The 20,100-nt window shown below is 72.7% G+C and carries 19 protein-coding genes; 6 read left to right on the forward strand and 13 right to left on the reverse strand.

Annotated elements, in window-relative coordinates:
- Nucleotides 1–91 precede the first annotated feature (91 nt).
- Complete coding sequence (locus CTZ28_RS02840; protein ID WP_183154242.1) at nt 92–889, reverse strand: polysaccharide deacetylase family protein; 798 nt, start codon at nt 887–889, stop codon at nt 92–94.
- Between the two features lie 143 nt (nt 890–1,032).
- Complete coding sequence (locus CTZ28_RS02845) at nt 1,033–1,968, reverse strand: polysaccharide deacetylase family protein (RefSeq protein ID WP_121887641.1); 936 nt, start codon at nt 1,966–1,968, stop codon at nt 1,033–1,035.
- A gap of 90 nt (nt 1,969–2,058) precedes the next feature.
- Here CTZ28_RS02845 and CTZ28_RS02850 point away from each other — a divergent pair, with 90 nt between their 5' ends.
- Nucleotides 2,059–3,252, forward strand: coding sequence for a THUMP-like domain-containing protein (locus CTZ28_RS02850; RefSeq protein ID WP_259471427.1), 1,194 nt, complete (start codon nt 2,059–2,061; stop codon nt 3,250–3,252).
- A 389-nt stretch (nt 3,253–3,641) separates the two neighbouring features.
- On the opposite strand, the gene CTZ28_RS02855 is transcribed toward CTZ28_RS02850, so the two are convergent.
- The 3 genes from CTZ28_RS02855 to CTZ28_RS02865 form a co-directional block, all read right to left on the reverse strand.
- A complete protein-coding gene (locus CTZ28_RS02855) occupies nt 3,642–4,697 on the reverse strand; it encodes an LCP family protein (protein ID WP_183154223.1) in 1,056 nt (351 codons plus the stop codon).
- A 116-nt stretch (nt 4,698–4,813) separates the two neighbouring features.
- A complete protein-coding gene (locus CTZ28_RS02860) occupies nt 4,814–6,175 on the reverse strand; it encodes a glycoside hydrolase family 10 protein (RefSeq protein WP_121887563.1) in 1,362 nt (453 codons plus the stop codon).
- A gap of 203 nt (nt 6,176–6,378) precedes the next feature.
- Nucleotides 6,379–7,410 (reverse strand): LacI family DNA-binding transcriptional regulator, encoded by a 1,032-nt coding sequence (locus tag CTZ28_RS02865; protein ID WP_121887564.1) that lies wholly within the window; start codon nt 7,408–7,410, stop codon nt 6,379–6,381.
- Nucleotides 7,411–7,518: 108 nt separating this feature from the next.
- Between CTZ28_RS02865 and CTZ28_RS02870 the strand changes: the two genes are divergently transcribed.
- From CTZ28_RS02870 to CTZ28_RS02885, 4 genes are read left to right on the forward strand one after another with little or no spacing between them, the layout of a single operon-like run.
- Nucleotides 7,519–8,850, forward strand: a complete 1,332-nt coding sequence (locus CTZ28_RS02870) for an ABC transporter substrate-binding protein (protein ID WP_121887565.1) — start codon at nt 7,519–7,521, stop codon at nt 8,848–8,850.
- Nucleotides 8,847–9,728: a carbohydrate ABC transporter permease gene (locus CTZ28_RS02875; protein ID WP_121887566.1), complete on the forward strand. Its 882-nt coding sequence runs from the start codon at nt 8,847–8,849 to the stop codon at nt 9,726–9,728. The genes CTZ28_RS02870 and CTZ28_RS02875 overlap by 4 nt, the downstream gene beginning before the upstream one ends.
- 4 nt (nt 9,729–9,732) lie before the next feature.
- Nucleotides 9,733–10,632, forward strand: coding sequence for a carbohydrate ABC transporter permease (locus tag CTZ28_RS02880; RefSeq protein WP_183154224.1), 900 nt, complete (start codon nt 9,733–9,735; stop codon nt 10,630–10,632).
- Between the two features lie 49 nt (nt 10,633–10,681).
- Nucleotides 10,682–12,988, forward strand: coding sequence for a beta-xylosidase/alpha-l-arabinosidase (locus tag CTZ28_RS02885; RefSeq protein WP_121887567.1), 2,307 nt, complete (start codon nt 10,682–10,684; stop codon nt 12,986–12,988).
- Between the two features lie 24 nt (nt 12,989–13,012).
- On the opposite strand, the gene CTZ28_RS02890 is transcribed toward CTZ28_RS02885, so the two are convergent.
- From CTZ28_RS02890 to tsaB, 4 genes are read right to left on the reverse strand one after another with little or no spacing between them, the layout of a single operon-like run.
- On the reverse strand, nt 13,013–13,279 hold the full coding sequence (locus CTZ28_RS02890) for a hypothetical protein (protein WP_121887568.1): 267 nt from the start codon (nt 13,277–13,279) through the stop codon (nt 13,013–13,015).
- Nucleotides 13,276–14,397, reverse strand: a complete 1,122-nt coding sequence (gene tsaD / locus CTZ28_RS02895) for a tRNA (adenosine(37)-N6)-threonylcarbamoyltransferase complex transferase subunit TsaD (RefSeq protein ID WP_121887569.1) — start codon at nt 14,395–14,397, stop codon at nt 13,276–13,278. Before tsaD ends, CTZ28_RS02890 begins: the two co-directional genes overlap by 4 nt.
- Nucleotides 14,390–14,902 (reverse strand): ribosomal protein S18-alanine N-acetyltransferase, encoded by a 513-nt coding sequence (rimI, locus tag CTZ28_RS02900; RefSeq protein WP_259471428.1) that lies wholly within the window; start codon nt 14,900–14,902, stop codon nt 14,390–14,392. Before rimI ends, tsaD begins: the two co-directional genes overlap by 8 nt.
- On the reverse strand, nt 14,899–15,555 hold the full coding sequence (tsaB, locus tag CTZ28_RS02905) for a tRNA (adenosine(37)-N6)-threonylcarbamoyltransferase complex dimerization subunit type 1 TsaB (protein WP_121887570.1): 657 nt from the start codon (nt 15,553–15,555) through the stop codon (nt 14,899–14,901). The genes rimI and tsaB overlap by 4 nt, the downstream gene beginning before the upstream one ends.
- A gap of 114 nt (nt 15,556–15,669) precedes the next feature.
- Here tsaB and CTZ28_RS02910 point away from each other — a divergent pair, with 114 nt between their 5' ends.
- Nucleotides 15,670–16,227: a hypothetical protein gene (locus CTZ28_RS02910; protein WP_183154225.1), complete on the forward strand. Its 558-nt coding sequence runs from the start codon at nt 15,670–15,672 to the stop codon at nt 16,225–16,227.
- A 416-nt stretch (nt 16,228–16,643) separates the two neighbouring features.
- Here the strand turns inward: CTZ28_RS02910 and CTZ28_RS46810 are convergent, their stop codons facing one another.
- From CTZ28_RS46810 to alr, 4 genes are all read right to left on the reverse strand, one after another.
- The gene (locus CTZ28_RS46810; protein WP_183154226.1) at nt 16,644–16,817 is read right to left on the reverse strand and encodes a hypothetical protein; all 174 of its coding nucleotides are present in this window, start codon (nt 16,815–16,817) and stop codon (nt 16,644–16,646) included.
- Nucleotides 16,818–16,992: 175 nt separating this feature from the next.
- Nucleotides 16,993–17,514, reverse strand: a complete 522-nt coding sequence (gene tsaE, locus CTZ28_RS02915; protein WP_121887571.1) for a tRNA (adenosine(37)-N6)-threonylcarbamoyltransferase complex ATPase subunit type 1 TsaE — start codon at nt 17,512–17,514, stop codon at nt 16,993–16,995.
- Nucleotides 17,480–18,730: an alpha/beta fold hydrolase gene (locus CTZ28_RS02920; protein ID WP_121887572.1), complete on the reverse strand. Its 1,251-nt coding sequence runs from the start codon at nt 18,728–18,730 to the stop codon at nt 17,480–17,482. The genes tsaE and CTZ28_RS02920 overlap by 35 nt, the downstream gene beginning before the upstream one ends.
- 123 nt (nt 18,731–18,853) lie before the next feature.
- Nucleotides 18,854–20,020, reverse strand: coding sequence for an alanine racemase (gene alr / locus CTZ28_RS02925; protein ID WP_121887573.1), 1,167 nt, complete (start codon nt 20,018–20,020; stop codon nt 18,854–18,856).
- Between the last annotated feature and the right edge of the window lie 80 nt (nt 20,021–20,100).

Genomic DNA, 20,100 nt, shown 5'->3' on the forward strand with positions numbered 1-20,100 from the left:
GTGCCAGAGCCGAGACTATGACTGCGATTAGCACTCGGTCAAGCGGAGTGCCAATCGACCGTGGCGCGTCCGCCCAGGTGCCCCCGTCGGCTCACAGGTAGTCCTCCAGGCGCGCCACCGTCAGACCCGCGGACTGGATCCGCCGCAGCAGGCGTGTCGTGCGCTCCCTGAGCGTGGGGCCGGTGGACTCGTCGGGGCCGACCAGGATGATGTCGCCGGGGCTCAGCCGCTTGTCGCCCCGGGCGTAGCCGAGGGTGTCGGCGCCCATCGCGGCCCGCCACAGGACCACCGCGGAGATGCCGCAGTCGGCTGCCGCGCGCAGGGTCGTCGTGTCGTACGTGCCGTAGGGCGGCCGGAAGAGGCGGGGGCGGATGCCGAAGCGGGACTTGAGCTTGTTCTGCTGGCCGCAGATCTCGGCGCGCTGCCCCGCGTAGGGCAGCCCGCGCAGGGCGGGATGGTCGAGGGTGTGGTTCTGGATGCCGGCGCCGACCGAGCGGAGGCGGGCGAAGTGGCCGTAGCCCGGGCCGACGACGCTGTCCGTGAGGAAGAAGCTGACCGGGAGCCGCAGGTCGCGCACCATGTCGATGAACCGCGGGTCCCGTTCGGCGCCGTCGTCGTAGGTGAGGAAGACGACCCGGTCGGACGTCGTCACACGGTCCACGACCGGGGGCAGGGGACGGCTCGCGCTGCCGGTCGGCAGGTGGTGCGCCGCGGGCGTGGGGGCGGGGGCGAGCGGGGCGCTCAGGCCCCAGTTGCGGTAGGGCTGCCGGGTGGCCGGGCCGTGCGGGTGCACGCCCTGGGCGGCCTTCTTGCCGAGCCGCTCGATGGGGTCGACGGACTGGGCGCAGCCGGCCAGGAGCAGGGCACCGGCCAGGGCGGTGGCGGTCAGCGTCCGGCACCGTGCCGCTCCGCCGGACGGGCCGTGCTGCGCCGTCGGCCGGCTGCGGCGCCGTCGTGGCCGGCCGCGCAGTTCCCCGCGCCTCTTTGGGCGCTGTCCCCGCCGCAGCGGGCTTCGGGGCCTCCCCGGACGCCTCACAGGTAGTCCTCCAGGCGTGCCACCGCGTACCCCTCGCGCGTGACCTTGTTCAGGAACCGCCGGACCATGTCGGTCATGGTGCCGTCCCAGTCGGAGCGGCCCCGGAAGTGGGTGAGCACGATGTCACCGGGGTGCAGGCTGCGGTCCCAGTCGCGGTACTCCCAGTGGTCGACGAAGACCTCCTCGTCCCAGATCGGCGCGTACTTGATCCCGCAGGACTTGGCGGCGACCAGGGTGTCCCGGTTGTAGTTGCCGTACGGCGGGCGGAAGAGGGTGGGGCGCTTGCCGAACTGCTCCTCCATGATGTCCTGCATGCCGCAGATCTCGTCCCGCTGCTCCGCGTAGCTCAGACCGGGCAGGTAGGGGTGGTGGAGGGTGTGGTTGTTGAGAGTGATCCCCTGCGACTGCATCTTCCTGAAGTAGCCGTAGTCGCCCTTGGCCAGGTAGTTGCTGAGGAAGGCGGTGTAGGGGATCTTCAGGTCGGCCATCATGCGCAGGAACGCCGGGTCCTTCTCGGCGCCGTCGTCGATGGTGAGGAAGACGACCTTCTGCCGGGTGGGGATCGTGGTGAAGACCGGGGGCAGGCCCAGCTCCTCCTGGCCGTCGACCTCGAAGCCGGCGCGGGCGGTGATCCGCGGCTTGTGCGCCGGGGGGCGCGGGGGCGTCAGGGGCGCCTGGTCCAGGCCCCAGCGCCGGGCGGCGGCGGCCAGGGCGGCCCGGTCGGTGCTCCGCCGGGCGTCGTAGTCGTCCAGGCGGGGGGCCGGGGGTGCCTGGTGCGGCTGCCGGCCCGCGGCGGGCCGGACGTCCGGGTCCCGGGCCGGCGCCGTGCAGCCGGAGACGACGGCGGCGGCGCCGAGCAGGGCGAGACCGCCCCGTACGGCGACTCTTCCACGCTGCGCCCCATTTTTGTCATTTTGTACTACTACTCGCATGGTGCCGGATCCTCGCAGGCACCGGCCGCCGATCCGGCCCGACACCGCCGCCCGCAGCGCAGCATCCGTCGACTGGCCCACAATGACCAGGTGAACGACCTGCTTCCCTTCCGCACGCTGCTCACCCCCGAGGGCCGCGCCCTCCTCGACGAGGTGCGCGACACCCGGCCGGACGACGAACTCGCCGTCGCCACCCGGCTGCGCCGCACGCACCCGGCCGGCCTGGTGTCGGCGGCCCTCGGCCAGGCCCGGCTGCGGCAGCGGGCGGCGGCGAAGTTCGGGGCCGCGGACGCGGGGCGGATGTTCTTCACGCCCGACGGGGTCGAGCAGTCGACCCGGACCAGCGTGGCGGCGTACCGGGCGGCGCGCCTGCGCGAGGCGGGCGTCCGCTCCGTCGCCGACCTGTGCTGCGGCGTCGGCGGGGACGCGATCGCGTTCGCCCGCGCCGGGATCCGGGTGCTCGCGGTGGACCGGGATCCGCTGACGGCAGAGGTCGCGCGGGCGAACGCGGCGGCGCTCGGCCTGGACGAGCTGATCGAGGTGCGGGAGGCGGATGTCACCGGGGTCGACACGTCCGGTTGGGATGCCGTGTTCGTCGATCCCGCCCGGCGCGGCAGCCGTGGCCGGTTGTTCGATCCGGAGGCCTACTCGCCGCCGCTGTCCTGGGCGGTGGGGGCGGCGGCGACGGCGCGCACGGCCGTGCTGAAGGTCGCGCCCGGGATCCCCCACGAGGCGGTCCCCGAGCGGGCCGAGGCCGAGTGGATCTCGGACGGCGGGGAGGTGAAGGAGGCGGTGCTGTGGTTCGGCACCGGGGCGCCGGGTGCCGTGCGGGCCACGCTGCTGCCCGGGCCGCGGACCCTGCTCGGCCGGGGGCTGCCGAATCCCGAGGTGCGGCCCGTGGGGCGGTACCTGTACGAACCCGACGGCGCCGTCATCCGGGCGCATCTGGTGGCCGAGGTCGCCGCGGAGCTGGACGGCGGGCTGATCGACCCCACGATCGCCTATGTGACCGCCGACGGACTGCGCGCGACGCCGTACGCCACGTCGTACGAGATCACCGACCAACTCCACTTCAACATCAAGAAGTTGAAGGCGCTGCTGCGGGAGCGGGAGGTCGGGACGCTGACCGTGAAGAAGCGGGGGTCGGCGGTGGAACCGGAGGAACTGCGCCGGAAGGTGAGGCCGCAGGGACCGAACGCGGCGACCGTGTTCCTGACCCGCGTCGCGGGGACACCGACCATGCTGCTCGGGACCCCCGCGCCGGCGACCGGTGGGCCGACCTGATCCACCGTGTCACGCGTTGCGCACCGACTCCTCGCGGCCGACGGCCCGCCGGGCAACAGGCGACAGCCACGCTGGAACGGGCTCGGCAGCGACCGACCGGGGCCGCGCCGGGCCCCGTCCACCGTGTCACGCCTTGCGCGCCGGCTCGGCCGCCCCTGCCGACTCCTCGCGGACGGCGGCCCGCCGGGCAGCAGTCCCGCTGGAGCGGGCTCGACGGCGACCGCCGGGGCCGTCCGCCGTGTCACGCCTTGCGTGCCGGCTCGGCCACCCCTGCCGACTCCTCGCGAGTCGCGAAATCGCCACGCACGCCGGGCAACAGGCGACAGCCACGCTGAGGCCGGCCCGGCGGCAAACGCGCCAATGACCGCCAGGGCCGCGCCCGGCTGCCGTCAGCGCAGGGAGGCCCACAGGTCGCTCGCCGCCGGTTCGCGGGCGACCACCCGGTTGCGGTCGTACGGCGCCGTCATCACCGGCATCATCACCGTCGTCACCCGGTCCGCGGTCAGCCCCTTCAGGCTCTGGCCGAGGCTCATCAGCTCGGGCAGGGAGTCGAGCCCGGTGTCCGTCGTGAGACTGGCGGTGACCGCGTTCGCGACCCGGTAGAGCCGGGTGGGGTCGCCGAGCAGGTTGGTGGCGGCCATCTGCTCCAGGAGGCCCTTCACCAGTTTCTGCTGGAGACCTATCCGCCCCAGGTCGCTGCCGTCGCCGATGCCGTGCCGGGTGCGGGCGAGGGCCAGCGCCTCGGTGCCGTCGAGGTGATGGGTGCCCTTCTTCAGGTGCAGATGGCTCTGGTCGTCCTCGATGTCCTCGTCGGTGGTGACCTCGACGCCGCCGAGGGCGTCGACCAGCTTGGCGAAGCCCGAGAAGTCGATCTCGACGTAGTGGTCCATGCGGACGCCGGTGAACGACTCGACCGTCTTCACGGCACACACCGGCCCGCCCACGGAGTAGGCGCTGTTGAACATCGCGCTGTACGCCACCGCCGTCGAACCCCCGGACCGCAGCGGGCAGGACGGCCGGTTGACCAGCGTGTCGCGGGGGATGCTGACGACGGTGGCCCGGGTGCGGCCCGCGTCGATGTGCACCACCATCGCCGTGTCGGAGCGGGCCCCCGAGCTGTCGCCGCCGCCGAGTTCCTGGTTCTCCTTGCCGCTACGCGAGTCCGAGCCCAGGACGAGGATGTTCAGGGCCTCGGTGGGCAGCGGTGACGCGGTCGGCTCGGCGGTGGCCGAGGGGGTGACGACCGGCTTCGCCGGGCGGTCGTCACCGAGCGCGCTGTTGATGTCGACGCTCTTGATGTTGTGGTCGAGGTGCCAGTAGACCCAGCCCGCCGCCGCGATCCCCAGCACCAGCGCGCCGGCCAGGGCGAGACCGGCGGCCTTGAGCGCCGTCGACCGCCGGCCCGTCTGTCTGTCCTCGTCGCCGTTCTCGTCGTGTCCGGTCACAAGAAGAACGTAAGTCTGAATTATTAGCGGACTGTTAGGGGAAGGGCCGTGAGACCGTTTTCTTCGGAAAATCTCACGATTCCGGACCTCGGTTCAGCCCCCGGACCGCTCTCCGCTCAGGTCAGCGTGACCGTGGGGAGCGGGTTGCTGCCGCTCCACGAGGCGTTGAAGCCGAACGTCACCGAACCGCCGTCCGGCACCGACCCGTTGTACGACGCGTTCGAGCAGCTGACCGCCGAACCGGACTGGGTGCAGGTGGCGTTCCACGCCTGGGTGATCTGCTGGCCGGCGCCGAACGCCCAACTCGCCCGCCAGGACGAGAGCGAGGCGCCGGAGCAGGAGATCGTGACCTGCCCGGTGAAGCCGGTGTTCCACTGACTGGTCACCGTGTACGCCGCCGAGCACGCGCCCGTCGGCGGATCCGTCGGGCCGCCGCTGCCGCCGAGTGCCTCCGCGATCCCGTAGTACGCCGGTTTGGGCGCGTAGTTCGCGTCGTACGGCGTCGCCGCACCGTAGCCCGGGAAGGTGCCCTCCACCCAGGAGTCGGAGTCGGTGAAGCCCCAGACGGTGAGGTTGACGCAGCGGGCCACGGCCGCGCAGGCGGCGACGACCGACTTGTAGTCGGCGGCCTGCTGGGCCAGCTTGGCGCTGTCGGCCGGCAGTGCCATCCGTATGTCCAGCTCGGTGATCGCCACGTCCACGCCCAGGTCGGCGAAGCGCTGGATGTTCTGCTGGAGGGTGGACGGGACCTGGCCGAGGATCAGATGGGCCTGGAGGCCGACGCCGTCGATCGGCACGCCCTGCTGCTTCAGGGACTTGACCAGGTTGTAGAGGGCGGTGCTCTTCGCGTTGACGCCCTCGACGTTGTAGTCGTTGATGTACAGCTCGGCGGCCGGGTCGGCGGCGCGCGCCCAGGTCAGGGCGTCGGCGATGTAGTCCGTGCCGAGGCCGTTGTACCAGAGGGTCGAGCGGTAGGTGCCGTCCTCGTTGAAGGGCTCGTTGACCACGTCCCAGGCGGCGATCTTGCCCTGGTAGCGCCCCACCTCCGTGCCGATGTGGTTCTGCAGCAGGCTGCCGAGCTGGGCGGGCGTCCAGCTGCCGGTGGTCAGCCAACTCGGGTTCTGGCTGTGCCAGACCAGGGTGTGGCCGCGTACCTGCTGGTCGTGGGCCTGCGCGAAGGCGACGATCTGGTCGGCCTCGGCCCAGTTGAAGTTGCCCTGGGTGGGCTCGACCGACCCCCACTTCATCGCGTTGCCCGGGGTGAGCGAGCTGAACTGGGTCCCGGCGATGTCGCCGTAGGTGCCGGTCAGCTTGGAGCCGGTGACCGCGGTGCCGATGGCCTTGCCCTTGGCGGCGCCGAGGTCGCGCAGCGGGGTGTCGGCGGCGTGTGCGGCGGGGGTCGCGGCCAGCAGGGCGCCGAGCGCCGCGATGCCGGTGAGCAGCGACCCCAGGGATAAGCCCGTTCTCAGAGATCTCATGCGGGCGCCTCCGAAAGTTTCGGTTCGATAACCGACTGGCTTCGGAGCAGTGTGCGGGCGCGGACACCACCCGTCAATACAACAACACCCCCACGAGTCACCCCACCTCGACGAACCAAGCCAGCAGCTCACCGCTCCGCGGAACGGAGGGCACTCCCGACTCCCTTGCCACAGCGCGCTGTTCGCCCCGCTCGTGTCCCCCGCTAAGCCGCCGGAGGCGGTGCTGTGCTGGTGCGTGGTATCAGGGTGGTGGCCAGTTCCACGCGGGTGGCCACCGGGGGTTCCTCCTCGCGGCCGAGGTCCAGGACCAGCCTGGCCGCGGCCTCGGCCATCTCCGTCAGGGGCTGGCGGACGGTGGTCAGCGGCGGGCCCACCCAGCGGGCCACCGGCAGATCGTCGAAGCCGACCACGCTGAGGTCCTCCGGAATGCGCAGGCCCAGTTCCCGCGCGGCCTCGTACAGCCCGAGCGCCTGGAGGTCGTTGCCGGCGAAGACGGCGGTGGGCCGGTCCGGGCGGCGCAGCAGCTCAAGGCCCAGCCGGTACCCCGCCTCGTGGTGGAAGTCGCCGGTGACGATCAGCGAGGGATCGACCGGCACGCCCGCGGTCTCCAGCGCCGCCCGGTACCCGTCGACCCTGGCCCGGCTGCACATCATCCGGGACGGCCCGCTGATCGCGCCGATGCGGGTGTGGCCCAGCTCGACGAGATGCCGGGTGGCGGCGAGGCCGCCCTGCCAGTTGGTCGCGCCGATCGACGGCACGTCGGCGCCCGGATCGCCCGCCGGATCCATCACCACGAACGGGATGGAGCGGCTGGTGAGCAGCGCGCGCTGCGACTCGTCGAGCCCGGACAGCACGAGCACCACACCGTGCGGGCGGCGCGCGGCGACCTGGTCGGCCCAGGTCCGGCCGGGCGTGAGCCGCCCGGCGGACTCGGAGAGCACCACGCTCAGACCGGCGTCCCTGGCCACGTTCTCCACGCCCCGGATGACCTCCATGGCCCAGGCGCTCTCCAGTTCATGGAAGACCAGGTCGATCAGGGGCGAACGGGAAGCCTCGGCCCGGCGGCGGCGGTAGCCGTAGGCGCGCAGCAGTTCCTCGACGCGGGTCCGGGTCGTCGGGGCGACATCGGCGCGGCCGTTGAGGACCTTCGAAACAGTCGGAGCGGACACCCCGGCCTCGCGGGCGATCTCGGCGAGCGTCGCCGTCTGCGTTTCTGCGGGCTTCCCAGGCTTCATGCCCGCGATCGTAATCCCTGCGCAATCTCTTGACGAAGCCTCAGCCGGGCCCTACGTTCCCGGAACATTCGATGTCCTACTCGAAACATTCGGCCGAGAGGTGCTGTCATGGAGTCCCAGACGTCCAACGGCGGGCGTACCTTCAGCAGGCGCTGGGTGCTCGGCGCCGGTGCCACCACCCTGCTCACCACCGGACTCTCGGCCTGCGGCTCCTCCGGCGGCTCCGGCAGCGGCGGCGGCACGCTCACCGCGTTCGTGTACGGCGACGACGCGGTCAAGGTGCAGACCAAGTCCGTCGACCGGTTCAACGCGTCGGCCGCCGCCGAGCGGACCAAGGGCAGGATCAAGCTGGAGAAGGTGCCGGGCGCCGACTACCCGGCCAAGCTGCGCACCGCGATGGGCTCGCCCAACGCCCCCGACGTGTTCTTCAACTGGGGCGGCGGCTCGATCAAGGCGTACGAGGAAGCCGGCCAGCTGGTCGACCTCACCGACACCGTCGCGTCCGACCCGGTCCTCAAGGACGGCTTCCTGCCCTCGGTACTGGCCGCCGGCGGCCTGAACGGACGCACCTACGGCATACCGATGCGCGGCATGCAGCCCGTGATCCTCTTCTACAACAAGGCCGTCTTCGCCGAGCACGAGCTCCGGCCGCCCACCACCTGGGACCAGTTGCTCGACCTCAACTCCCGGCTGAAGAAGGCCGGGATCACCCCGTTCGCGCTCGGCGGCGCGGACATCTGGCCCGAACTGATGTGGCTGGAGTACCTGGTCGACCGCATCGGCGGCCCCGAGGTCTTCGAACGCATCAAGAACGGGGACGCCGCCGGCTGGGGCGACCCGGCCGTCCTCAAGGCAGCCGAGACGGTCAAGCAGCTCATCGACGACGGGGCCTTCGGCAAGGGCTTCAGCTCGGTTGCCTACACCAACGGCGGCGCGCCCGCTGTCTTCGCCAAGGGCAAGGCGGCGATGCATCTGATGGGCTCGTGGGAGTACTCGACGCAGCTCGGCAAGTTCCCGGACTTCGCCAGGAAGAACCTGGGCTGGTTCGCCTTCCCGAGGGTCGAGGGCGGCGCGGGCGACATCCGCAACGTCGTCGGCAACCCCACCAACTACTGGTCCCTGAACGCCCGTACGTCCAACAGAGACGCCGCCATCGCGTTCCTGCGCGACTGCGCCTCGGAGGCGTACGCCAAGGATCTGGTCGCAGGCGGTGACATCCCGGCCACGTCGAACGCACAGAAGCTGCTGGCCGCCTCGCCGAACCCGGAGTTCGCCACGTTCCAGTACCAGATGGTGCGGCAGGCACCGGCGTTCACACTGAGCTGGGACCAGGCCGTGGACCCGAACGTCTCCACGCCGATGCTCACCGAGATCAACAAGCTGTTCGTCGGGAAGTCCTCGCCGGCCCAGTTCGTGTCGGCGCTGAAGGGACTGAAGTGAGCCCGAGCGCGGCCGGCGGCGGTCCGCCGACCGGGGCGGGCCGCCCGCACACCTCCTGGGCCCTGCCCGGCGTGCTGTTCTTCGCGTTCTTCGCGGTCGCCCCGATGGTCCTGGCCTTATGTCTGTCCTTCACCGAGTGGAACGGCCTGGGCGACCCGGAGCCGGTGGGCCTCGCCAACTGGCGCAGACTCCTGGGCGACGACCGGCTCACCCAGTCCCTGACGGTCACCGTCCTGCTCACCGTGGTGAGCTGGGTCTTCCAGACGGTGATCTCCCTGCTGCTCGGCGTCTGGGCGGCCGGCCGCGGGCGCAACCGCGCGATCCTCTCGGCGGTCTTCTTCGTGCCGTTCCTGCTCTCCTCGACCGCGATCTCGCTGCTGTTCTACGCCCTGCTCGACCCGAACTTCGGCATCGTCCACCGGGACACCCTGGGCTCCACCAGCGGCGCGTTCCTGGCCATCGTGTTCGTCGGCGGCTGGCAGTTCATCCCGTTCCACACCCTGATCTACCAGGGCGGGGCGCGGCAGATCCCCGAGGTGCTGTACCAGGCGGCGGCGATCGACGGCGCCGGCCGCTACCGCCAGTTCTTCTCGATCACGCTGCCCCAGCTGCGCAACACGGCGACGACGTCCGGCGTGCTGATGGTCGTCGGCTCGCTGACGTACTTCGAGACCGTGCTGATCCTCACCCAGGGCGGTCCCGGCACCGACACGGCGATCCTGCCGTACCTGATGTACCAGGCGGGCTTCAAGAGCTACGACTTCGGCTACGCGAGCGCCATCGCGACGTTCCTCGTGGTGGCCGCCACCGCACTGTCCCTGCTGCTCGTGCGGCTGTCCGGCTTCGGCGCGATGCGCAGTACCCGGGAAGGGATGTGACGCGGTGTCACACGATACGCTGCCGCGTCCCGCGCGGACCAGCCGGCCGCCGGCGCAGTCGCCCGCCGGACGCCGCCGCCGGCACTGGAGCAGGCGCCCCAACCCGCTCGCCGGCCTGGGCTCCGTGATCTGGCTGGTGATCGTGATCGTCCCGATCTACGCGATGATCTCGGCCTCGCTCACCCACCAGGACCAGGCGCTGGGCAACAACGCCCTGAAGCCGCCCGCCCGTCCGACCCTGGACAACTACAACACCGTCCTGCACAACGGCTTCGGCCACTTCCTGGCGAACACGGCGATCGTCGCGGCGGCGGTCGTGGTGATCGTCCTCGTGCTGTGCGTCCCGCTCGCCCATGTGGCCGTACGCACCCGGAGCCGGTGGTCGACGGCGGCCTTCCGGCTGTTTCTGCTCGGGGTGGCGATCCCGGCGCAGGCGGTCGTGGTGCCCCTCTATCTGATGATCGCGAAGCTCGACCTCTACGACAGCCTGCTCGCGATCATCCTGCCGACCGCGGCCTTCGCGATGCCGGTGTCGGTGCTGATCCTCACCGGCACGCTGCGGGACATCTCGGAGGAGCTGTACGAGGCGATGGCCCTGGACGGCGCCTCGGCCACCCGGATGCTGTTCCAGCTGGTCATCCCGCTGGCCAAGGGCGGCATCGGCACCGTGGTGATCTACTCCGCGCTCCAGGCCTGGAACGGCTTCCTCTTCCCGCTGATCTTCACCCAGTCCGACGGCCCGCGCGTGCTGACCCTCGGCCTGTTCACCTACGTGAGCCAGTTCGGCGTGAACATCCCCGCCCTGCTCGCCTCGGTCGTCCTGTCCGGCATGCCGATCTTCGCCGTGTACCTGGTGGCCCGGCGCGCCCTGGTGGGCGGCCTGATGGGCGTGGGCGGCAAGTGATCCCGACCGGCCCCCGGCAGCCCGATCCGCCCTCTCTGACAGGAGTTTCATGACCACCGCTCCCTGGCGGGACACCGCCCTGGCCGCCGCCGCCCGCGTCGACGACCTGCTCTCCCGGATGACGCTGGAGGAGAAGACCGCCCAGCTGTACGGCGTGTGGGTGGGCGCCGCCACGGACGGCGACGGGGTCGCGCCCCTCCAGCGCGAGATGACCGCCGACCACGACTGGGACGAGCTGATCACGCTGGGCCTCGGCCAGCTGACCCGCTCCTTCGGCACGGCCCCCGTGGACCCGGCGGTGGGCGCGCAGGCGCTGGCCCGCGCCCAACGGCGTATCGCCGCGGCGGGCCGCTTCGGCATCCCGGCCGTCGCCCACGAGGAGTGTCTGGCCGGCTTCACCGCCTGGGGCGCCACCGCCTACCCGGTCCCGCTCGCCTGGGGCGCGACCTTCGACCCCGCCCTGGTCGAGGAGTTGGGCCGGCGCATCGGCGACGACCTGCGCGCGGCCGGCGTCCACCAGGGCCTGGCGCCCGTCCTGGACGTGGTCCGGGACCCGCGCTGGGGCCGGGTGGAGGAGACGATCGGCGAGGACCCGTATCTGGTCGGCACGGTCGGCACGGCGTATGTGCGTGGTCTGGAGTCGGCCGGGGTGATCGCCACGCTCAAGCACTTCGCCGGGTACGCGGCCTCGGCGGGCGCCCGGAACCTGGCGCCGGTGCGGGCGGGTGTGCGGGAGTTCGCGGACGTCACGCTCCCGCCGTTCGAGATGGCGCTGCGCGAGGGCGGTGCCCGCTCGGTGATGGCGGCGTACACCGAGACGGACGGCGTCCCGGCGTCGGCCGACCCGCGTCTGCTGACCGAACTGCTGCGGGAGGAGTGGGGGTTCACCGGCACGGTGGTGGCCGACTACTTCGGCATCGGTTTCCTCCAGACGCTGCACCGGGTGGCCGGCAGCCCGGCCGAGGCGGCCCGGGTGGCGCTGGAGGCCGGCGTCGACGTCGAGCTGCCCAGCCTGAAGTGCTACGGAAAGCCGCTGGTGACCGCCGTACGCGAGGGGCTGGTCCCCGAGTCGCTGGTGGACCGGGCGGCCCGCCGCGTGCTGCTGCAGAAGTGCGAGCTGGGTCTGCTGGACGAGGACTGGCGGCCGGAGCCGGCCGGCCCGCTCGACCTGGACTCGGCGGCCAACCGTGCCCTGGCCCGCCGGCTGGCCGAGGAGTCGGTGGTGCTGCTGGACAACCCGGACGGCCTGCTGCCGCTGGCCCCGGACACCCGGATCGCGGTGGTCGGCCCGCGCGCGGCGGACCCCCTGGCGATGCTGGGCTGCTACTCGTTCCCCTCCCATGTGCTCCCCCACCACCCCGAGGTGCCGACGGGCATCGGCATCCCGAGCGTCCTGGAGTCGCTGCGCGCCGAACTCCCGGACGCCAAGGTGACGTTCGCGCAGGGGTGCGGGGTGTCGGACCCGGACCCGGCCGGCTTCGCGGAGGCGGTGGCGCGGGCCGCGGAGGCGGACGTGTGCGTGGCGGTGCTGGGCGACCGGGCCGGGCTGTTCGGCCGGGGCACCTCGGGCGAGGGCTGCGACGTGGCGGACCTGCAGCTGCCCGGCGTCCAGGGCGAACTGCTGGACGCGCTGGTGGGCACCGGCGTCCCGGTGGTCCTGGTCCTGCTGACCGGCCGCCCCTACGCGCTGGGCCGCTGGCAGGGCCGGCTCGGCGCGGTGGTGCAGGCGTTCTTCCCGGGCGCGGAGGGCGGTCCGGCCGTGGCGGGCGTGCTGTCCGGCCGGGTGAACCCGTCCGGCCGGCTCCCGGTGAGCGTGCCGCGGTCCCCGGGCGGCCAGCCGTGGACGTATCTCCAGCCGCCGCTGGGCCTGGCGGGCGAGGTCAGCAACCTGGACCCGACCCCGCTGTACGCGTTCGGCCACGGCCGCTCGTACACGGCGTTCGCCTGGGAGGACTTCGCGGGCCCGGACGCGGAGATCGGCACGGACGGCTCGTACGACGTGTCGGTGACCGTGCGCAACACCGGCGACCGGGACGGCACCGAGGTCGTCCAGCTGTATCTGCACGACCCGGTGGCCTCGGTGACCCGGCCCGACGTCCGTCTGATCGGCTACCGGCGGCTCGACCTGGCGCCCGGGCAGGCCCGCCGGGTGAGCTTCCGCTTCCACGCGGACCTCTCGTCCTTCACCGACCGCTCGGGCACGCGGGTGGTCGAACCTGGCGCCCTGGAGCTGCGGCTGTCGTCCTCCAGCGCGCAGGTGCGGCACACCGCGCGGCTGACCCTGACCGGGCCGGTCCGCACGCCGGGGCACGGCCGCCGGCTGCGCTGCGCGGCGGAGGTGTCGGACGTGGGGTGACCCGGGCCCGCCGGGCCGCGCAGGTCAGCGCGGGTCGTCGGCCCCGGCCGACTCGAACCGCCAGCGGTGCACCGGCCGGGAGACCAACTCCCCGTCGGGCTCCGGCAGTTCGGGCAGCTCGGCAGCGTACGGAGCGTCCCACCAAGTGATCACCAGGACCCGGTCCTCGGGCGCCCGAAAGGACTCACGACGCACGGGCCGCCGAGCCAGCCGCTGGACGCGGGCCCAGGCCAGAAGGTCGTCGCCGCGGCCCGGCACCGCCCGCGCCTCCCACATCAGTGCGACCGTCACGAGTACAGGTTCTCCTTGCTGATCTCGTGCACATGGTCGTGCGTGTGGGGGTGGGAGTGCGTGGGGCTGTGGGGGGCGCCCGGCACGTGCGGGTCCGTCACCGGCAGCGACGAGTCGGCCGACAGGTCCCAGCTGGACGCGGCCCGGTTGCGCGCCACCATCTCCGCGCCCAGCGCGGCCACCATCGCGCCGTTGTCGGTGCACAGCTTGGGCCGCGGCACCCGCAGCCGGATGCCCGCCGCCTCGCAGCGCTCCTGGGCCAGGACGCGCAGCCGGGAGTTGGCGGCGACCCCGCCGCCGATCATGAGGTGGTCGACGCCCTGGTCCTTGCAGGCCCGTACGGCCTTGCGGGTCAGCACGTCCACCACGGCCTCCTGGAAGGACGCGGCGACATCCCGCACCGGGACGTCCTCGCCGGCCGCGCGCCTGGCCTCGATCCAGCGGGCCACCGCCGTCTTCAGACCGGAGAAGGAGAAGTCGTACGCCGGGTCGCGCGGGCCCGTCAGACCGCGCGGGAAGGCGATCGCCTCCGGGTCGCCCTCGCGCGCGTACCGGTCGATGACCGGGCCGCCCGGGAAGCCGAGGTCCAGCACTCGGGCGATCTTGTCGAAGGCCTCGCCGGCCGCGTCGTCGATCGTCGCGCCCATGGGCCGGACGTCCGAGGTGATGTCCGTCGACAGCAGCAGCGACGAGTGGCCGCCGCTGACCAGCAGGGCCATCGTCGGCTCGGGCAGCGCGCCGTGCTCCAACTGGTCCACGCAGATGTGCGAGGCGAGGTGGTTCACGCCGTACAGGGGCTTGCCGAGCGCGTAGGCGTACGCCTTCGCCGCCGAGACGCCGACCAGCAGGGCGCCCGCCAGCCCCGGACCCGCCGTCACCGCGATGCCGTCCAGGTCCCGCGCGCTCACACCGGCGTCCTTCAGGGCGCGCTCGATCGTCGGGACCACCGCCTCCAGGTGCGCTCTGGACGCCACCTCCGGCACCACCCCGCCGAAGCGGGCGTGCTCGTCGACGCTGGACGCGACGGCGTCCGCGAGCAGCGTGCTGCCGCGGACGATGCCGACGCCGGTCTCGTCACAGGAGGTCTCGATCCCCAGGACCAGAGGTTCGTCAGCCATTGTTCTCGGTTCCTCGTACGGGAGTGGACGCGGACGGGTCGGTCAGGCGCATCACCAGGGCGTCCACGTTCCCCGGCTGGTAGTAGCCACGCCTGAAACCGATCGGTTCGAAGCCGAAGCGCTCGTACAGCTTCTGGGCGCGGGCGTTGTCCACGCGGCACTCCAGCATCACCTCGGCGCACTCGAAGGCGGTCGCGGCCCGCAGCAGCTCGGCCAGCAGCAGCCCGCCGAGTCCGGTGCCCCAGTGGTCGCGGGCGACGGCGATGGTCTGGATGTCGGCCAGTTCGCCCTGGGCGGCCAGGCCCGCGTAGCCGACGACCCGGTCGTCCTCGACGGCCACCACGTACCGCCGGGTCGCCTCCGCGCCGCGGGCGTGCGCCAGTTCGGACCAGAACATGCCGCGCGACCACGCGTCCTCGGGGAAGAGGTCCTTCTCCATGCCGAGGACGGCATCGATGTCCCACCAGCGCATCTCGCGCAGCGCGGGCTTCACGGACTCGGTCACTTCGGGGTGACCACCTTGTAGTTCTTGGGCACCTGGGCGTCGGGGCGGCGCAGATACAGGGGCCGGGGTTCGGGCAGCGGCTCGCCTGCGGCCAGCCGCTCGGCGGCCAGCGAGGCGAGGGCCGCGGCGGAGACGTGCTCGGGCTCGTGGGCCTGCGGGAAGGCGCCGGGGTACAGCAGCGCGCCCGCGCCGACGGCGGGCAGCCCGGCCACCCGCTCGGCGATGTCCGCCGGCCGGTCCACGGCCGGGCCCGTCAGCCGTGTGCGCGAATCGGCGTACGTCGCCCAGTAGACCTCCTTGCGCCGGGCGTCGGTCGCCACGACGAAGGGGCCCTTCTCGATGTCGGCCGCGTAGGCGAGGCCGTCGAGGGTGCACACGCCGTGCACCGGGACGCCCAGGGCGAGGCCGAAGGTGTCGGCGGTCATCAGGCCCACGCGCAGCCCGGTGTAGGGGCCGGGTCCGATGCCGACGACGATCCCGGTGACGGCGTCCAGCCGGAGCCCGGCCTCGGCGAGGACACGGTCCACGGCAGGCAGCAGCAGCTCGCCGTGCCGGCGCGCGTCGACCTGACTGGAGGAGGCGATGACGGCGTCGCCGTCGTGCAGGGCGACGGTGACGGCGGGGGTGGCGGTATCCAGAGCGAGCAAGAGCACGCGAACAGCCTACGGCTCCGCGGGGCCCGTGCACGCCCGGCCGGGTCGGGCGGTCACCGACTGCTACGGTCTGCACGAAGTACGACATAGGGTGCGAAGCAGAGGTGGGCAGACGTGGCAGGGACCAGCTCGTCGATCGTGGCCGGGCTCACCGCGGTGGCCGTGGGGACGGTCGGCCTCCTCGCCTACCAGGCGTCCGCGAACGTCCCGCCCGGGCTCGGCGGCAGGTCCGGCGCGAGCGCCTCGCCCACGCCGGCCACCGCCAAGGCGCCCCAGGGCAAGAAGAGCCAGGCCGTCCTGCCCGGCGGCTCCGGCAGGGGCGAACGGGTCGTGTACTCGGTGGACGACGACCGGGTGTGGCTGGTCGGCGCGAACGGCGGGGTGGAGCGCACGTTCAAGGTGACCCCGGGCACCGTGGACCCGAAGCCGGGTCCGTACACGGTGACGTCCCGTTCGAAGGCCATCACCGGCACGGACGGCGCCCTCGTCGAGCACGTCGTGCGCTTCGCGACCGTGGACGGCGTGGTCATCGGCTTCAGCGCCGCGGTCAAGGAATCACCCTCGCTCCCCGACCCGTCGGTCAGAACGGGCGGCATCCGCGAAACCCGCCGAAACGGCGAGGCCATGTGGAAATTCGCCACGATCGGCGTCCGAGTCATGGTGATCCCCTGACCCCCGAGGGCGACGCCCCCAAAGGCGCGCGGGGAACGGCGCGACCAGCCACAACGCCCCCATGGGAAAACCCGCAACGATCAGACGCCCCGATAGGGGCGCGGGGAACTGCGCGATCCGCCACAACGCCCGCCGCACACGCCCGACAACCCACCACACCCCCGCGACGGGAAAGCCCGCAACGATCAGGCGCCCCGAAAGGGGCGCGGGGAACTGCGCGATCAGCCACAAAAGCTCCCGCACCCGCCCGACAACCAATCCCGACCCCACCGAGACCGCGCCCACGCCGCCACTCACGAACACCCGCGTGGAAATACCTCGACGACCGCCCCCACAGGGGCGCGGGGAACTGCGCGATCCGCCACAACGCAGCCGCACACGCCCGACACCCCGCCACGCCCCCTGCGAAGGGCCCGCTAAGCCGCCCGGGGGCGCTCGTGATCGGGGCTGGAGGCCGGTCGAGGGGAGCGTGGCTCCGGATGCCGGGGCGGGTTGGAGATGACCGCCGCGGCCGCACAGGCGGCCAGCAGGTCACGCATGGACACCGAGACGGGCTCGCGCCGCGGTGCCGTGGATTCCGAGGCCGACATGGACGCCTCCTGACGAACGGGGGCGGACGCAGCGAGGCACTACCAGATACTTAGGTACACCTAACTACGGGCTGGGTACCATGTGAACACACCGAACGCGTCCGGGGCAACATCTTCCCGACATGTTGTCGGAACCTTCGAATCCACCCCACACGCCAGGTCAGCGCCGCTCCGCTCAGGCGGCGAGCACGCTGAGGTCCACGGTCTGCCACCGCTCCCCGAGCCCGGCCAGCGTCACGTGCCGCACCTCGTCCGTCGTATCCCCGACGGCCCGGTGGATCACGACCTGCAACCGGTCCTCGGTCAGCTCCTCGACCTTGCCCTCGCCCCACTCCACGACGACCACCGAATCGGGCAGCGAGACATCGAGGTCGAGGTCCTCCATCTCGTCCAGACCGCCGGACAGCCGGTAGGCGTCGACGTGGACGAGCGGCGCGCCGTCGCCCAGCGACGGATGCACCCGGGCGATCACGAACGTCGGCGAGGTGACCGCCCCACGCACCCCGAGCCCCTCGCCGAGCCCGCGGGCGAGCGTCGTCTTGCCCGCGCCCAGCTCCCCGCTGAGCATCACAAGATCGCCGGCACGCAGCAGCTTGGCCAGCTTGCGGCCCAACTCCCGCATCTGTTCGGGCGAGTTGACGGTGATCTCCACGGTACGGGGGTCAGCCGCGTCGTGCGGCGCTGCTGGTGCTTCCATAGCCACTTACCGTAGCCCCTGCCGGGACGGCTCCCACGCGGGTGAGCAGGTCGGCGAGCCGGTCGGTCACGACTTCCGGGTGCTCCAGCATGACCAGGTGCCCGGCGTCCGGGACCAGCACCAGCTCCGCCTCCGGGAGCAGGTCGGCGATGGCCTCGCTGTGCTCACTGGGCGTGATCAGATCCCGCACCCCGGCCAGCACCAGCACGGGCATGTCCTCGAAGTAGGTGAGCGCCTCGGTCTTGTCGTGGTCGGTGAAGGCCGGATAGAACTCGGCGACCACGTCGATCGGGGTGGACTCGATCATCCGCTCGGCGAACCGCTCGACCGCCGGATCGACGTCCCGGGACGCGAACGAGTACCGCTTGATGATCCCGGCGAACAGGTCGGCCGTCGCCCGGCGCCCCTTCTCCACCAGCGCCGCCTGCTGCCCGAGCGCCTTCAGCACCCCCGGCAGGACCCGGCGCACCGCGTTGACGCCGGCCAGCGGAAGCCCGAAGTTGACCTCGCCGAGCCGCCCGGACGACGTACCGACCAGGGCGGTGGCGACCACCCGCTCGCGGATCAGCTCCGGGTACTGGGCGGCCAGCGCCATCACCGTCATGCCGCCCATGGAGTGCCCGACCAGCACCATCGGCCCCTCCGGCACGGCCGCCTCTATGACGGCCTTCAGGTCGCGGCCGAGCTGCTCGATGGTCAGCGGCACATCGTCCCGCCGCTGTGCCACGCCCCGCGCGGACCGGCCGTGGCTGCGCTGGTCCCAGTACACGGTCCGCACGACGCCCCGCAGCGCGGCCCGCTGGAAGTGCCAGGAGTCCTGGCTGAGGCAGTAGCCGTGGCTGAAGACGACGGTGACCGGGGCGGGCGCCTTGCGGCCGAAGAGCCGGCGCCGCCGGGGCGCCGGACCGCCCTCGGGTTCGGCGTCGTCGACCTCGTAGTACAGCTCGGTGCCGTCGTCGGCGTACGCCTTGCCCGGGGTGCCGCGCAGCGCCCCGTACGGCCCCGTCGAGTCCAGCGCCAGCCGCGCCTTGCGGCGCACCCCGCGCCCCACGGTCATCCGCTCGATCGCGACACCGGCCGCCGCGCCCGCGGCGAGCACGCCTATCGCGGCGCCCGCGAGGCCGGTCGCCCGGCGCCAGCCGCCGGCCTCCCCCGCGACGGAGGCGACGGCCGCCGCGGCGGCGTCCGCGACGGCCTTCGCGCTGCTCTCGCTCACGTACCGCTCCTCTTCGCCGTACTGCAGTTCGCTGGGTGGGTGCTGCGGGTCTGCGCGTGCCGCCGACGCGGGCGTCACCGGGCCGGGTTCACCGGTACAGGTGAACCCGGGCCCCTGAGCGGACTACCCGTCCCGGTCCTCGTTCACGTAGACGCGGGGGACACGGGTTCCGATGCGCGTGACGATCTCGTACGCGATGGTGCCGGCGGCCTGCGCCCAGTCCTCGGCGGTGGGCTCACCGCGGTCGCCGGGCCCGAACAGGACCGCCTCGGTGCCGGTCTCGGGCTCGTCGCCGCCGAGGTCGACCACGAACTGGTCCATCGCGACCCGCCCGGCGATCGTCCGCCACTTGCCGCCGACCAGGACCGGGCCGCTCCCGGAGGCGTGCCGCGGGATGCCGTCCGCGTAGCCGACGGGCACCAGGCCGAGGGTCGTCGCGCCGGGGGTGAGGTAGCGGTGGCCGTAGCTGATGCCGTGTCCGCCCGGCACGTGCTTGACCAGCGCCAGCGACGCCGCCAGCGTCATCACCGGGCGCAGTCCGAAGTCGGCGGGGGTGCCGATCTCCGGGCCGGGCGAGAGGCCGTAGACCGCGATCCCGGTGCGCACCAGGTCGAAGTGGGCCTCGGGGAGGGTGAGCGTGGCCGGCGAGTTGGCCATGTGCCGCACCTCGGGGCGTACGCCCCGGTCCTCGGCGTACGCCGTCATCTCCCGGAAGCGGGTGAGCTGGGCGGCGATCGACGGATGGCCCGGCTCGTCGGCGCAGGCGAAGTGCGACCAGAGCCCGGTGATCCGGACCAGCCCGGCCGCCTCGGCGCGCAGGGCGGCGCCCACCAGTTCGGCCCAGTCGGCGGGCTGGCAGCCGTTGCGCCCGAGCCCGGTGTCGGCCTTGAGCTGCACGCGCGCGGGCCGGCCCGCCGCCCGCGCCGCTGCCGTGACCTCCCGCAGCGCCCACATCCCGCTGACCGACACGTCGACGTCGGCCTCGATCGCCTGCCGCCAGGGGCCGCCCGGGGTCCACAGCCAGCACATGACGCGCCCCGGCAGCCCGGCCGCGCGCAGCGCCAGGGCCTCCTCGGGCGTGGCCGTACCGAGCCAGGTCGCCCCCGCGGCGAGGGCCGCCCGGGCGCACGGCACCGCCCCGTGGCCGTACGCGTCGGACTTCACGACGGCCATCAGGGCGGCGCCCGGCGCGAGGGTGCGCAGGGCGCGCACATTGGACCGCAGGGCGGCCAGGTCGATCTCGGCACGGGCTCGCAGGGGCGCCGTCGGCGCGGGTGCTGTGTCGTTCATGGCGCCCCCAGTGTCTCAGAGGCGACCGGTGGCATTGGGGCGCAGGCCCCGCGCCCGATCGCCGCCACGCGCCCCGCGCC

Origin of the sequence: Streptomyces shenzhenensis (assembly GCF_003688995.1) — a bacterium.
GTDB classification, from domain to species: domain Bacteria; phylum Actinomycetota; class Actinomycetes; order Streptomycetales; family Streptomycetaceae; genus Streptomyces; species Streptomyces shenzhenensis_A.